Source organism: Methylobacterium sp. GC_Met_3 (genome assembly GCF_026540775.1).
Lineage (GTDB): Bacteria > Pseudomonadota > Alphaproteobacteria > Rhizobiales > Beijerinckiaceae > Methylobacterium.
Genome location: NZ_JALNUL010000013.1, coordinates 17712 through 30792, shown reverse-complemented (window position 1 = coordinate 30792; position 13081 = coordinate 17712). Strand labels below are relative to the sequence as shown.

At 68.5% G+C, this 13081-nt stretch carries 14 protein-coding genes; 8 read left to right on the top strand and 6 right to left on the bottom strand.

The features are described 5' to 3' along the window. Positions 1 to 167 precede the first annotated feature (167 nt). The 5 genes from OXS27_RS16845 to OXS27_RS16825 all read left to right on the top strand — a co-directional run bounded on the left by OXS27_RS16845 (position 168) and on the right by OXS27_RS16825 (position 4949). The gene (locus tag OXS27_RS16845; protein ID WP_243919107.1) at positions 168 to 776 is read left to right on the top strand and encodes a CvpA family protein; all 609 of its coding nucleotides are present in this window, start codon (positions 168 to 170) and stop codon (positions 774 to 776) included. A 131-nt stretch (positions 777 to 907) separates the two neighbouring features. Further along, the gene (gene purF, locus OXS27_RS16840; RefSeq protein WP_267357821.1) at positions 908 to 2392 is read left to right on the top strand and encodes an amidophosphoribosyltransferase; all 1485 of its coding nucleotides are present in this window, start codon (positions 908 to 910) and stop codon (positions 2390 to 2392) included. 156 nt (positions 2393 to 2548) lie between these two features. Then, positions 2549 to 3298: an SDR family NAD(P)-dependent oxidoreductase gene (locus tag OXS27_RS16835; protein ID WP_243919106.1), complete on the top strand. Its 750-nt coding sequence runs from the start codon at positions 2549 to 2551 to the stop codon at positions 3296 to 3298. A 63-nt stretch (positions 3299 to 3361) separates the two neighbouring features. Next, positions 3362 to 3772 (top strand): dihydrofolate reductase, encoded by a 411-nt coding sequence (locus OXS27_RS16830; RefSeq protein ID WP_243919105.1) that lies wholly within the window; start codon positions 3362 to 3364, stop codon positions 3770 to 3772. Positions 3773 to 3830: 58 nt separating this feature from the next. Then, a complete protein-coding gene (locus OXS27_RS16825) occupies positions 3831 to 4949 on the top strand; it encodes a carboxylate-amine ligase (protein ID WP_267357666.1) in 1119 nt (372 codons plus the stop codon). A gap of 39 nt (positions 4950 to 4988) precedes the next feature. Here the strand turns inward: OXS27_RS16825 and der are convergent, their stop codons facing one another. The 3 genes from der to OXS27_RS16810 all read right to left on the bottom strand — a co-directional run bounded on the left by der (position 4989) and on the right by OXS27_RS16810 (position 7929). Continuing rightward, positions 4989 to 6335 (bottom strand): ribosome biogenesis GTPase Der, encoded by a 1347-nt coding sequence (gene der, locus OXS27_RS16820; protein WP_243919103.1) that lies wholly within the window; start codon positions 6333 to 6335, stop codon positions 4989 to 4991. Between the two features lie 26 nt (positions 6336 to 6361). Continuing rightward, positions 6362 to 7072, bottom strand: coding sequence for a tetratricopeptide repeat protein (locus OXS27_RS16815; protein WP_243919102.1), 711 nt, complete (start codon positions 7070 to 7072; stop codon positions 6362 to 6364). 248 nt (positions 7073 to 7320) lie between these two features. Continuing rightward, the gene (locus OXS27_RS16810) at positions 7321 to 7929 is read right to left on the bottom strand and encodes an NnrU family protein (RefSeq protein ID WP_267357664.1); all 609 of its coding nucleotides are present in this window, start codon (positions 7927 to 7929) and stop codon (positions 7321 to 7323) included. 383 nt (positions 7930 to 8312) lie between these two features. Between OXS27_RS16810 and OXS27_RS16805 the strand changes: the two genes are divergently transcribed. After that, positions 8313 to 9485: a hypothetical protein gene (locus tag OXS27_RS16805; protein WP_243919099.1), complete on the top strand. Its 1173-nt coding sequence runs from the start codon at positions 8313 to 8315 to the stop codon at positions 9483 to 9485. A 59-nt stretch (positions 9486 to 9544) separates the two neighbouring features. Here OXS27_RS16805 and OXS27_RS16800 read toward each other — a convergent pair whose 3' ends face one another. After that, entirely contained in the window at positions 9545 to 9706 is a 162-nt protein-coding gene (locus OXS27_RS16800; protein ID WP_243919097.1) for a hypothetical protein, read from the bottom strand. A 124-nt stretch (positions 9707 to 9830) separates the two neighbouring features. Here OXS27_RS16800 and OXS27_RS16795 point away from each other — a divergent pair, with 124 nt between their 5' ends. Together OXS27_RS16795 and OXS27_RS16790 are read left to right on the top strand one after the other, a co-directional pair. Beyond that, positions 9831 to 10142: a hypothetical protein gene (locus OXS27_RS16795; RefSeq protein WP_267357661.1), complete on the top strand. Its 312-nt coding sequence runs from the start codon at positions 9831 to 9833 to the stop codon at positions 10140 to 10142. Beyond that, the gene (locus OXS27_RS16790) at positions 10142 to 10402 is read left to right on the top strand and encodes a hypothetical protein (protein ID WP_243919093.1); all 261 of its coding nucleotides are present in this window, start codon (positions 10142 to 10144) and stop codon (positions 10400 to 10402) included. The genes OXS27_RS16795 and OXS27_RS16790 overlap by 1 nt, the downstream gene beginning before the upstream one ends. 27 nt (positions 10403 to 10429) lie before the next feature. On the opposite strand, the gene OXS27_RS16785 is transcribed toward OXS27_RS16790, so the two are convergent. Then, positions 10430 to 11101: an SOS response-associated peptidase gene (locus tag OXS27_RS16785; protein WP_243919092.1), complete on the bottom strand. Its 672-nt coding sequence runs from the start codon at positions 11099 to 11101 to the stop codon at positions 10430 to 10432. A 95-nt stretch (positions 11102 to 11196) separates the two neighbouring features. Next, on the bottom strand, positions 11197 to 12675 hold the full coding sequence (locus tag OXS27_RS16780; RefSeq protein ID WP_267357658.1) for a PAS domain-containing methyl-accepting chemotaxis protein: 1479 nt from the start codon (positions 12673 to 12675) through the stop codon (positions 11197 to 11199). Positions 12676 to 13081 lie beyond the last annotated feature (406 nt).

The window sequence follows — 13081 nt, the reverse complement described above, 5'->3', positions numbered from 1 at the left end:
GGATTGGGCGAGGCCGAAGCCCCCCGCTGATGCATGGACGGCACAGGCCCCGGATGAGACGGGTGCGCCAGGGTGACGGCCGAGGCCGGGCTTGGTATAAATCCACCGCGGTCCGGGGAAGCCGCACGGCCTACGCGGCATCCCCTCGGGTCCCTAGAAGCTTAACGATGCCGTTTACCGTCCTGGATCTCGTCGTGCTCGGCATTGTCGCGGTTTCCGCGCTGCTGGCGGCCGTGCGCGGCGTCACGCGCGAGGTGCTGGCGATCGTCGCCTGGGTGGCGGCGGCGGCAGTCGCCTGGACGCTCTATCCAATGCTGCTTCCCACCGTGAAGCAGCATGTGAGCAGCGACACGGTGGCGCTGGTCGCCTCGATCGCGGCGATCTTCCTCGGCACGCTGATCGTGGTTTCGCTCATCACGGTGAAGATTTCCGACGTGGTGCTCGACTCGCGCATCGGCGCGGTCGATCGCTCGCTCGGTTTCCTGTTCGGGGCGGCCCGCGGCTTCCTGATCTGCGTGATCGGCTGGGTGTTCCTGTCCTGGCTGGTCCAGGGCAAGGTGCCGGACTGGGCCGCGCAGGCACGTTCGCGCCCGATGCTGGAAAAGTCGGGCGACGCCCTGGTGGCGCAGCTGCCCGAGAATCCCGAAGGCTTCCTGAAGCAGTTCAAGAAGCCCAAGGCCGTCACGCCGCAGAACGAGGCGGCTGACGCCCCCGCCGAGACCGATCCGGCGCCTCAGCGCCGCACCGAGACCGCGCCGACCCCGACGCGACGCTGATCTGCGGTATTCGCCGTAGGCCGCTCCTCGTCGAACGCCTAGATAGCGGGTCCGGTAGCGTACGGATTGCATCCGCGACGACCGGCGCGCCGGCCCGTCGCCGCCGGGACCTGTGAGTGATCGACAGCAGCATGTCACACGCCGCCCATTCCCAGGCCGCCTCGCCCCAGGCCGATTTCGATCTCGATGGCGACACGCTCCGCGAGGAATGTGGCGTCTTCGGCATCTTCGGGCACCCGGAGGCTTCGGCCATCGTGGCACTTGGGCTGCATGCCCTGCAGCACAGGGGCCAGGAAGCGGCCGGCATCGTCTCGTTCGACGGGTCGGTGTTCCATTCCGAGCGAAGGCCGGGCCTCGTGGGCGACTCCTTCTCGGATGGCGAGACCATCGCCCGCCTGAAGGGCCGTGCCGCCATCGGCCACGTGCGCTACTCGACCACCGGCGGAACGATCCTGCGCAACGTGCAGCCGCTGTTTGCCGAACTTGCCAGCGGCGGGCTCGCGGTCGCCCATAACGGCAACCTGACCAACGCCCTCTCGATCCGCCGCGACCTCGTGCGCGACGGCGCGATCACGCAGTCGACCTCCGACACCGAGGTGATCCTGCACCTCGCGGCCCGCTCGCGGAAGCCGCGGATCATCGAGCGCTTCATCGACGCCCTGCAGGCGATCGAGGGCGCCTACGCGATCGTGGCGCTGACCAACAAGAAGCTGATCGGTGCCCGCGACCCGATGGGCATCCGCCCACTGGTGCTGGGCGAACTCGACGGCCGCTACATGCTGGCCTCCGAGACCTGCGCGCTCGACATCATCGGCGCCCGGTTCGTGCGCGACATCGAGAACGGCGAGATCGTGGTGATCTCCGAGGAGGGCGTCGAGTCGATCCGCTTCGCCGATGCGGTGCCGATGCGGCCCTGCATCTTCGAGTACATTTACTTCGCCCGGCCGGATTCCGTGGTGAACGGCAAGAGCGTCTACGAGGTGCGCAAGGCGATCGGCCGGGAACTCGCCCGCGAGGCTTCCATCCCCGCGGATGTCGTGGTTCCGGTTCCCGATTCCGGCGTGCCGGCGGCTCTCGGCTTCGCGCAGGAGACCGGCCTTCCGTTCGAGATGGGGATCATCCGCAACCATTATGTCGGCCGGACCTTCATCCAGCCGACCCAGTCGGTGCGCGAACTTGGCGTGCGGATGAAGCACTCGGCCAACCGCGCGGCGATCGAGGGCAAGAGCATCGTGCTGGTGGACGACAGCCTCGTGCGCGGCACCACCTCGGTGAAGATCGTCCGGATGATGCGCGAGGCCGGCGCCGCGGAGGTGCATTTCCGGATCGCCTCGCCCCCGATCACGTATCCGGATTTCTACGGGATCGACACGCCCGAGCGTGAGAAGCTCCTCGCCGCAACCCACGATCTCGAGGCCATGCGCAAGTATATCGGCGCCGACTCTCTGGCCTTCTTGTCGATCCCCGGCCTCTACCGGGCGATGGGCGAAGAGTCGCGGAATGCGGCCTGCCCACAATACACCGACCATTGCTTCACGGGCGAATACCCGACCGGCCTGACCGATCTCTCCATCGCCGGCCCGAAGCGCTTCGCCATGCTGGCCGAGGCGGACTGATCAGTCCCGGGTTCCCAAAGGGCCATGCCCTTTGGCGGGGTCCAGGGGCGGCGCCCCTGGGTCTTCTCAGGGCTCTGCCCTGCACCCGCAAAAGGTCCAAGACCTTTTGAAACCGATTCCTCGACCCTTGGGGTCGGAATGCGCTAGGTCCGGCGCATGGCTAAGTCTCAGAGATCCCTGGAAGGCCGCGTCGCGGTCGTCACCGGCGCATCCCGCGGTATCGGGCGGGCCGCCGCACTGGCGCTGGCCGGGGCCGGCGCGCATGTCGTCGCGGTGGCCCGTACCGTCGGCGCCCTGGAGGAACTGGACGACGCGATCCGCGCCGCCGGCTCCAGCGCCACGCTGGTCCCCTTCGACCTCACCGATTACGAGGCGATCGACCGCCTCGGTGCGGCGATCAACGAGCGCTGGAAGCGCCTCGACATCCTGATCGCCAATGCCGGCATCCTCGGCGCGCTCATGCCGATCGGCCACATCACCCCGAAGATCTGGGGGCAGGTGATGGATGTGAACGTCACCGCCAATTGGCGCCTGATCCGCTCGCTCGATCCGCTGCTGCGCATGTCGGAGGCCGGGCGGGCGATCTTCGTCTCCTCGGGGGCGGCCTCCAAGTGCCGGCCCTATTGGGGGCCGTACTCGGTCTCGAAGGCGGCGCTGGAGGCCCTGGTGCGCACCTACGCGGCCGAGAACGAGAGCACGGCCATCAAGGCAATGCTGCTCAATCCGGGCCCCCTGCGCACGGGGATGCGCCGCTCGGCGATGCCCGGCGAGGATCCCGAGACGCTGCGGACGCCTGAGGACCTCGCGCCCCATTTCGTGCGCCTCGCCAGCCCGGACTGGACCGAGACCGGCGCACTCTACGACTTCCCCACCGACCGGGTGATGCGGTTTCGCGCGCCCGAGTAAAGCGGTCCGGGGCCCGCGGCCCCGGCGGGTGGCGGGCGGAGCTCACTGAGTTTAGGATTTGTGATGATCGACGTCCGCTGCATCTGTGCGATCGGCCTGCGCGGCCAGCTCGGCCTCAACGGCCACCTGCCCTGGGAGGGCAACACCGATCCGCTGTTCGTAGAGGACGTGACACGCTTCTTCGCGCTGACCATGGGCCACGTGCTGATCGCCGGGCCGAAGACCGTGGCCTCGGTTCCCGAATTCGCCTTCAAGGACCGCACCATCGACGTGATCCGCAGCCACGAGGATCCGGAAGCCGTGCTCAAGCGCTATCCGGGCCGGCGGATCTTCGTGGGTGGCGGCATCGCGGTGTGGAACGTCTACGCCCAGTACATCCAGAACTGGGACATCACGCGGCTTCCCTATGACGGCGAGGCCGACCGTTGGTTCGACCCGGCTTGGCTCGTAGGCGGAACGCTGCGGACGCCGTGAGCGGCACCTTCCCGTGAGCCGGCGCGTTGGCGCACGCGTCGCGTTTGCGGAGACCACGATGAGCGCCCACAGCTACCGGTTCGGCATCGAGGAGGAGTATTTCCTCGCCGATGCCGAGACCCGCGGCACGCCGCGCGGCGATCTTGCGGCCTTCCACGCGCGGGTGAAGGCCGAGCTGCCCGAGACCGGGCGCGAGCTGGTGGCCGCGCAGGTCGAGGTGTGCACGCCACCGCTCACCGATGCGGCCGCAGCCCGGGACAATCTCGGCGGTCAGCGGGGGCAGCTCGCCGGCATCGCGGCGGAGAAAGGTCTGCGGCTGCTCGCCTGCGGCACCCATCCCCTGGCGCACTGGGCTCGCCAGACCGCCACCGATGGGGAGCGCTACCAGGGCATCCTGTCGGATGTCGGCATCGCGGCCCGGCGGGCGCTGATCTGCGGCATGCATGTCCACGTCGAGGTGCCGGACCCGGAGGCCCGCGTCGACCTGATGAACCGGCTGCTGCCGTTCCAGCCGCTGCTGCTCGCGCTCTCGGCCTCCTCGCCATTCTGGCAGGGGGAGGCGACGGGCTTGCGGGCCTACCGGCTCAGCGTGTTCGGCGAATTGCCCCGCACCGGCCTGCCCGAACTCTTCGTCGATGCCGCCGCCCATGCACGGTTCGTGGATATCATGACCCGCTCGGGCGCCATCGCGGATGCCAGTTTTCTCTGGTGGTCCCTGCGGCCCTCGATCAAGTTTCCGACCCTGGAGCTGCGCATCGCCGATGCCTGCACGCGGCTCGACGATTCCCTGTGCCTCGCCGCCCTGTTCCGCTGCCTCGTGCGCCTGTGCGTCCGCCGGCCGGACCTTCATGCGGGGCTCGACAGCGTCTCGCGGGCGCTGGCCTCGGAGAACCTCTGGCGCGCTCAGCACAGCGGCGTGCAGGCGACGCTGATCGATGAGACGCGAGGTGAGGCCGTGCCGTTCGCGGAGGCGCTGGAGGCCGTCCTTGCCCTGGTGGAGGAGGATGCCGAGGCCCTCGGTTGCGTCACCGATGTCGCCCGTGCCCGGGCGATCGTCGCAGAGGGGACGAGCGCGGACGGGCAGATCGCCGCCTACGAGGCTGCGCTTTCCAATGGGAAGGACGAGCGCGCCGCGCTGGCGGCGGCGGTGGACTGGATCGCCGACACGATTCGCTGAGGAGGCTTTTGCAGAAACCTGGGTCGCCTGAAGGCGGGATTACCCCTTGTCGAACGGGTTCTGCGAGGTTCTGAGCGACAGTCGGATCGGCGTGCCCGGCAGCTCGAACGCCTCGCGTAGGCCGTTCACGAGGTAGCGGGTGTAGGATTTCGGCAGCGCATTCAGCTGGTTGCCGAACAGCGCGAAATGCGGCGGCCGGCTCTTCACCTGGGTCGCGTAGCGGATCTTGATCCGCCGGCCCGAGACCGCCGGAGGCGGGTTGCGCGAGGTCGCCTCGCTCAGCCAGTCGTTGATGCGCGAGGTCGAGATCCGCTTGTCCCAGACCTCGGCGGCATCCACCACCGCCTGCATCAGCTTGTCGATCCCGTCGCCGGCCAGCCCAGAGAGCGGCACCACCGAGACGCCGCGCACCTGCGGCAGCAGGCGGGTGCAATCCTCGCGCAGCTGCTTGAGTAGGCCCGGCTGGTCGGCCACCAGATCCCACTTGTTGAGGCCGATCACCACGGCCCGGCCCTCGCTCTCGACGAGGTCGACGATGGTGAGATCCTGTTTCTCGAACGGGATCGTGGCATCGAGCAGCACCACCACCACCTCGGCGAAGCGCACGGCACGCAACCCGTCCGAGACCGCGAGCTTCTCGAGCTTGTCGTCGATCCGGGCGCGGCGGCGCATCCCGGCCGTGTCGTGCAGCTTGATCCGCCGACCACGCCACTCCCAGTCCAGCGAGATGGAATCGCGGGTGATGCCAGCCTCGGGGCCCACGAGCAGCCGCTCCTCGCCGAGCATGTGGTTGATCAGCGTGGATTTGCCAGCATTGGGGCGGCCCACGATGGCGACCTTCAGGGACCGGCCGCCGGGGGCGTCCTCGTCCTCCTCATCGTCATCGCGCTTGGGCAGGGCACCCGTGAGCGCATCGTGCAGCTCGCCCAACCCCTCGCCATGCTCGGCCGAGAACGGGATCGGATCCCCCAGCCCGAGGGTGAAGGCCTCGTAGGCCCCGGCGAGACCGGTGCCACCCTCGGCCTTGTTGGCGATCAGGATCACCGGGCAGCCGGAGCGCCGCACCAATTCAGCGAAGGGCTGGTCGGCCGGCAGCACGCCGGCGCGGGCGTCGATTACGAACAGCACCACGTCGGCGGCCAGGATCGCCGCCTCCGTCTGCATCCGCATCCGGCCCGTGAGGGTCTTCTCGTCCGCCTCCTCGAGTCCCGCGGTGTCGATTACCCGGAACTGGAGGCCGCCGAAGGTGACGTCGCCCTCACGCCGATCGCGGGTCACGCCCGGGCGGTCGTCGACCAGCGCGAGCTTCTTGCCCACGAGGCGGTTGAACAGGGTCGACTTGCCGACGTTCGGCCTCCCGACGATCGCGACGGTCGGCATATCCATGATAGGTCTCGAAAAGTTCGCAGAAATCAGCGGGTGATCGGCGGGGGCGGTGCGGCGGGCTCGGGCTTGGCCTCGGTCACCGTGACGGGACCGCCCGCCACGATCGCTGCGTAGACCTCGATCCGGTCGCGCAGGTTCCGCGGGGTGTCGGGATCGGCCACGATCTGGTCGAACCAGCGGCCGGCCTCCTCGTAGTCGCCTTTCTTCAAGGCGGAGAGCCCCAGCATCTCGCGGGCGGTGTGGCGGAACGGCGTGCCGGCGGCCAGACCCTGGAGGTTGGCAAGCGCCGGATCCGGATTCGGTCCGTCGAGGCGCAGCAGGGCGGCGCGCAGGCGGGCGAGATCGCGCAGGCCGTCGCCGAGGCCGGTATCGTCGGCGAGCTTGTCGAACTCGGCTGCGCCGGCAGCCGCGTCGCGCTTGCCCGTCTCGGCCGCCGCACGGAAGCGGGCCAGCACCCGGTAGCCCGCCGGAGCCTGTGCCTCCAGGGCGTCGAACGCCTTGTCGGCATCCGCGACCTTGCCCTCCTTGGCAAGGCGGTTGGCCTCGTCGAACTGGATCGAGGCCGTCTCGGCGGCGGCGCGCTGCTGGGCCTGCCAGTAGCGCCAGCCCGCGACCCCCGCCACCAGGAGCACGGCGAGCGCGATGATCACGCCGCTGTAGCGCTTCCAGATCTGGAGGATCCGGTCGCGGCGGTAATCCTCGTTGACTTCGCGGAGGAACTCGTTGTTCTCGGCCATTCTATCCCGGGCCGCCGATGCCGGCGCCCCACCTCGTACCTCGATTGGGACCCGCGCCTAACACACGGGCGGCGGGTTGGCGACAGGTCCTGTCCCGAAGCCCGTCCGCGCCGCGCACGAAGATGTCCCGGTTTCGAAAGGTCGATACCTTTCGCGGGTCCAGGGCAGAGCCCTGGGGAACCGAGCTTCAGGGCTCCGCCCTGAAAACCTGCCCAAGGGCGAGCCCTTGGGAATCCCAGGATTCGCAATCAGGCCTGACCCGGCCAGACCGGTACGCCGATCACCGGGTAGTGCAGGTAGCGCGCGAAGACGAACCACGCCGCCGTGCCGATCACCACCGCCAGGATGTCGTTGCGCCAGCCATGGGGCGCGGCCGCAGGGCCTCCATGCTGGGCCACGACCGCACCGGGGGCCAGCGCCCGGCGCTTGGCGCTGATCCGCGCCGTCACCGCCCAGGCCAGGAAGCCGCCGAACAGCAACATCGAGCCGAGATCGCCGTTGGCCAGCAGATGCGCCGTCGCCCAAATCTTCACGGCGAGCAGCATCGGGTGCTTGGCCTTGGCGCGGATATGGCCCGGCAGATAGGCGGCGGCGAGACTGATGAAGGCCAGCAAGACCAGCGTCAGGGCGAGGTGGCGTGTCCAGACCGGCGGATCCCAGACCGGGATGTAGCCGGCGAGCCGGTAATCGTGGAAGCCGATCCCGATCAGCACCAGCCCCAGCAGCGACAGGGCGGTGTAGCCGAGCTTGTACCGACCCTCGCCGATCCGTCCGACGATCGCGGCGCGCCGGATGCGCGCCATCGAGAAGGCATGCGTGCCGAGGAACAGCACGAGCCCGAGGATCAGGAGAACCATGGGAGACTCTTGGACAGACCAGTCGAGTGCAAGCACTCTGTAATGGTTCTCAAGCGAATCTCAGCCTGTTTGTCCAGGCGCGGCCGGGACGCAGCCGGATGGCGGCCATGGGCTTGGCGGATCGGATGGGCGGAGGCTGGCGCGGTACTCTCCAGCCTTCCTTGGTGGGCTTCTGGAACTCCCTATCGAGGGCGGCGATACGGTTGCAGAGCAGATTGCGGGTCCCCTCTCCCGTGCGGGAGAGGTCTGCTCTCGCAGAGAGCCGCGTGAGGAACGAGAGCTTTCCGAACGGGGCGCGCCCTGTCGGCGCATCGATCATGCGTTCGATGCTGAGCGTTCTCATCCCTGACCCCAACCCTCTCCCGCACGGGAGAGGGGGCGCGTTGCGTCTCTCATCGGCGGTGGTGCTGCTCCTCACGGTCCTTCCGCTCCGGGCCCTCGCCGCAGCCGATCCCCCGCTCTCGGCCCTGACCCTGGTCGGTCCACCGTCGATCGTCTTCAAGGCGGGCCGCGATGCCTGCGACGGCGCCGATGTCCCGGACGCCCCGGCCCGCGCGTTCCGCGATGCCACGGGCGCGGTGGCGCTCTTCGGGATGCATTACCGCAACCGGGCACTGCGCGGCCCGAATCTCGACCACCTCAAGCTCGACTGCACGGTCGTGCTCGACTCGGGCGAGAAATCCGACCCCGCCGCCTACGACGACCGCTCGTGGATCACCGCCACCTGGACCGAGGACGGCACCCGCGTGGCCGCGCTGCTGCACCACGAGTATCAGGCCAACGAGCATCCCGGCCGCTGTCCGGCGGGGGAATACATGGCCTGCTGGTACAATACGATCACGGCCGCCGCCTCTGCGGACGGGGGCCGCAGCTTCACGCGGAAGAGCCCGCCCGTGGTGGTGGCCGGCGCCCCGTTCCGGCAGGAGATCGACCAGGGCCATCACCGCGGCTTCTTCAACCCGTCGAACATCGTTGCCGACGGGCGCTGGCGCTATTTCATGGCCTCGACCACCGGCTGGACCCGTCCCGGCAGCGACCAGGAGGCGGGCGTCTGCCTGTTCCGCAGCGACGATCCCGCCGATCCGACCCGCTGGCGGGCCTGGACCGGCACGGGCTTCACCGCCGCCTTCCCGGATCCCTACGGAAGGCCCGCTCCGAAGCCCGCCACCTGCCGGCCGGTCGGGCCGTTCCCGGGGCCGGTCGGGGCCGTGGTCCGGCACCGCGGCTCGGGCGCCTGGATCGCGGTGTTCATGGCCAAGGCGGGGGAGGGGTTCGCACGTTCCGGCTTCTACTGGACCAGCTCCCGCGACTTGATCGCCTGGGACCAGCCCCGCCTGCTGGTCGAGGGCGCGACCCTCTACGACGATCCCTGCACGGCCACCGCACCGCTGATCGCCTACCCGTCGCTGCTCGATCCGGACGCGAAGGGCCGCAACTTCGACGATGTCGGCGACACGGCGCTCCTGACCTATGCCAGCCTGCGGACGGAGGGCTGCACCATCACCTCGGATCGGGACCTGCTGCGCCGCCCGGTGGCGATCCGGGTCTGGCCCTGACAGACCGCGACCGTCGCTAAAGCCGAGGCCGCGATCGCCGAGGGCTACCGGACGCGGCTCTACTGACCGATCCGCTGGCAGAGCACGGTGCCCAGCGTCACGCTCAGCGTCAGGGCGGTGGCCGAAAGCATGACCGTGGTGGCGCGGGCATAGGCGCGGCCCGCGTGGATCAGCAGGCAACCGCAGGCGAAAATCGCCAAGGGCTGGAGCAGGTGCGACACGGGTTGCCTCCTCTCGACCCGGGCGGATGCACGGTCGAAGAGGCTCCAGCCTCGGCCGGACGGCGTGAAAACCGGGTTAACGTCGGCTATGCGGGCTCTCCAACCAGCCGTGAGAGGGGCTCGTATGAGCGCATCGAGGATGCCCCGGGAGACGCGTGAAGGGACGCGGGCGCGCGGGGTCGCGCCGCCTGCCCGGGAGGCGGCTCTTCTCGGGTCCGGCGCGGTCGGGGCCGGGGCGGTCGGCGCTTCGGCGCTGGGCGCGCTTGCACTCGGGGCCGCAGCCTTCGGGGCGGTGGCGATCGGGGCCTTCGCGATCGGCCGCCTCTCGGTCGGCCACGCCCGCGTGGGGGCGCTTGCGATCGGATCGTTGGAGATCGACACCTTGACGGTCCGGTCGCTACGCCTGCCCGACCGGGATCATGGGGGAGAGCCCTGATGAGTGATGCGAAGCCTCCTTTCCGCCCCTCGGACGCCGTGGATGTGCTCGGCGAGACAGAGGGCGATTTCGTCCTGCCGCTCTGCCTGCCGCAGCCCAACCTGCTGATCGGCGAGGAACTCGCCATGGTCGTGCTCGACACGATCCACGGCCAGCGGATCGGCCTGCCCCTCAGTCCGCAGGGCGCGGCGGATCTGCATGCGGTTCTGGGCGAGGCCATCCGCCTGCTTCAGGCGCGGGACGGCGGCCCGGTTCAGTAGCCGCGATCGGACCGGGCTTTCCGCGGTTCAGGTCCCGTCCGCGTCCGGTTCGGGCCCGTCCGCGCGCGGTCCGCGCGCCACCTCCCGCAGTGCCGAATCGGGCAGCGGGCGCTGGAGGCGCAGCGCCTCCGCGGTCGGTGCTTCGAGCCAGGTCACCCATTCCTCGGGAGTGGTCAGCAGGACCGGCATCGCCTTCGGGTGGACCGGCCCGACGATTCCGTTGGCCTCGGTGGTCAGGAAGGCGAACAGCGTGTGCTCGGCCTCGGCGCGGTCCGGGTTCTCACGCTTCGTCCCCCGGATGCCGGTCCAGGGCCGCCAGATCCCCGCGAAGGCGAAAAGCGGCCTGTCCTCCGCCAGGGCGAACCAGACCGGTGTCTTGCGCGGTTTGGTGTCGGCGTATTCGCTGAAGGCGGTGGCCGGCACGAGGCAGCGATGGGCCGGCCCGAGCCAGGGGCGCCAGTGCGGGCTCGCGACGTTGCGCACGTTGGTGATCGGCTGCTCGCCGAACGCCTTCGGGCCCGGCATGCCCCAGCGCAGCAGCGCGAGCTCCCGGCCGTCCGCGCCGTTGCGCACCACCGGGGCCATCTGGTCGGGGAAGATCGCCGGCAGGAGCGGCAGGTTGCCGGTGCGGTCGTCTACGATCCCGAAGGCGCGGCGCAAATCCGCCTGGCCGGTGCGCAGGCTGTAGAGGTTGCACATCGCGCGTCCCGCCCGTCCTCGGTCCTGCCTCCGGGACCCCGCGCCTTCTCGGCGCGGGGCGCGGGACCGTCAACACCGACGGTTGTACGGCCGGATCAAGCGAGGCTCTGGGCGGCGGTCCGCAACGTCTGTGTGGCTTGGTCTGCCTTGCTGGCCGATTGGGCGATCCCGCCGAGGCCCTGGGTGATCGCGCCGACGCCCTGCGAAGCCGTCTGCATGTTCGCCGACATCTCACGCGTCACCGCGGATTGCTCCTCGACGGCCGTGGAGATCGCGCCGGCAACCTCGTTCAGCCGCACGATCGTCGCCTGGATCGCGCTGATCGCCCCGACCGCCTCCCGGGTGGCCTCCTGTGTTCCGGAAATCTGGGACCCGATCTGCTCGGTCGCCCGGGACGTCTGGTTGGCCAGCTCCTTCACCTCGGCGGCGACCACCGCGAAGCCGCGTCCCGCTTCGCCGGCGCGCGCCGCCTCGATCGTGGCATTGAGCGCCAGAAGATTGGTCTGCGCCGCGATGCTCTGGATCAGCGCCACGACCTCGCCGATCTGCGCGGCCGCCTCGCTGAGACCGGCGATGACGGTCTGCGTGGACTTCGCCTGATCGACGGCCTGCCCGGAGATCTCCGAGGCCTGCGTGACCTGGCCGCTGATCTCGGCGACCGAGGCGGCAAGCTGCTCGGCGCCCGAGGCCACCGCCTGGATTTCGCCGGAGACCCGCGTCGAGGATTCTGCCGCCTGCCCGGCCTGATACGAGACGTTCGACGAGGCGTCCGCAATGGCGTTCAGATCCCGGACCATCGTCTGCTGCAAGTCCGCCCGGCGCTCGCGGTCCTGAACCAGCGCGGTGACGTCGGTTGCGAATTTGACGATCTTGAGCAGCCGCCCGTCGCGGTCGAAGACCGGGTTGTACGAGGCCTGGATATGGACGATGTGGCCGTCCTTGGCGAGGCGCCGGAACTCGCCCATCTCGTACTGCCCGCTGGCCAGGCGGTTCCAGAAGGTCCGGTATTCGGCGCCGTCCCGGACCGTCGGTTCGACGAACAGGCTGTGATGGCGGCCCACGATCTCGTCCAGCCGGTAGCCGATCACATCCAGGAAGTTGTCGTTCGCGGTCAGGATCGTCCCGTCGCTCTTGAATTCGATCACCGCCTGCGACCGGTTGATGGCGTTAATCTGGCCTTCATACGCAATGGTGCGCATCACCTGCGCGGTGACGTCGCTTGCGAACTTGACCACCCGGACCGGCTTGCCGCCGCGGCCGAGGATCGGGTTGTACGTTGCCTGAAGCCAGACCTCACGGCCGTCCTTGCCGATGCGCTTGAACTCGCCCGCCTGGAAAGTGCCGCTCCGTAGCGCTGCCCAGAACTCTTGATAGGCCGCGCTGTCGCGATAGGCCGGATCGACGAGCTGGGCATGCGGCTTGCCGCGGATTTCGTCGAGCGGATATCCGAGCGCGTCGCAAAAATTCTTGTTGGCCGTCAGGATCTTGCCGTCGAGGTCGAACTCGATGACGGCTTGGGAACGATCCAAAGCCGCAAGTTTGGATGTGAGGCTTCGATCGAACACAAAGGCCATTTGAATTTACTTCCCCTTTGATGGTGCCGGCTCTTTCGACACGAGCGCCAAATCGGCTCAAGCCAGATTACCATACTCTCCATGCATGGAATGCAGAGTCGCATTCTGCAGAGGGGTTCGTTAAGATCTAAGATCACGAATTAAAGAAATTCTAATTGATCGATGCCTGTAAATATCGAATTTGTACTGTCAAAGAGGCTCGGTTTCTATTAGTTTTGAATCTTTATAGATCTTACGAAACGCATCTTCTCTTCCTGAAGCGGTGCTTATTTTGGATTAGCGCACTTTATAGGCGAGCGAAGAGCAGGTATGCGCCGGACGCTGATCGCTAGCGGCGCCTGCAATGCCGCTTTTGGTTGACGTGGGTTCAATCACGAACTTCGTCGCAGGACGAAAGCACACCCCA

Excerpts from the sequence above, each read along its gene's own strand:
- OXS27_RS16845 (WP_243919107.1), top strand. The coding sequence starts at position 168 with ATGCCGTTTACCGTCCTGGATCTCGTCGTGCTCGGCATTGTCGCGGTT.
- purF (WP_267357821.1), top strand. The coding sequence starts at position 908 with ATGTCACACGCCGCCCATTCCCAGGCCGCCTCGCCCCAGGCCGATTTC.
- OXS27_RS16835 (WP_243919106.1), top strand. The coding sequence starts at position 2,549 with ATGGCTAAGTCTCAGAGATCCCTGGAAGGCCGCGTCGCGGTCGTCACC.
- OXS27_RS16830 (WP_243919105.1), top strand. The coding sequence starts at position 3,362 with ATGATCGACGTCCGCTGCATCTGTGCGATCGGCCTGCGCGGCCAGCTC.
- OXS27_RS16825 (WP_267357666.1), top strand. The coding sequence starts at position 3,831 with ATGAGCGCCCACAGCTACCGGTTCGGCATCGAGGAGGAGTATTTCCTC.
- der (WP_243919103.1), bottom strand. The coding sequence starts at position 6,335 with ATGGATATGCCGACCGTCGCGATCGTCGGGAGGCCGAACGTCGGCAAG.
- OXS27_RS16815 (WP_243919102.1), bottom strand. The coding sequence starts at position 7,072 with ATGGCCGAGAACAACGAGTTCCTCCGCGAAGTCAACGAGGATTACCGC.
- OXS27_RS16810 (WP_267357664.1), bottom strand. The coding sequence starts at position 7,929 with ATGGTTCTCCTGATCCTCGGGCTCGTGCTGTTCCTCGGCACGCATGCC.
- OXS27_RS16795 (WP_267357661.1), top strand. The coding sequence starts at position 9,831 with ATGAGCGCATCGAGGATGCCCCGGGAGACGCGTGAAGGGACGCGGGCG.
- OXS27_RS16790 (WP_243919093.1), top strand. The coding sequence starts at position 10,142 with ATGAGTGATGCGAAGCCTCCTTTCCGCCCCTCGGACGCCGTGGATGTG.
- OXS27_RS16785 (WP_243919092.1), bottom strand. The coding sequence starts at position 11,101 with ATGTGCAACCTCTACAGCCTGCGCACCGGCCAGGCGGATTTGCGCCGC.
- OXS27_RS16780 (WP_267357658.1), bottom strand. The coding sequence starts at position 12,675 with ATGGCCTTTGTGTTCGATCGAAGCCTCACATCCAAACTTGCGGCTTTG.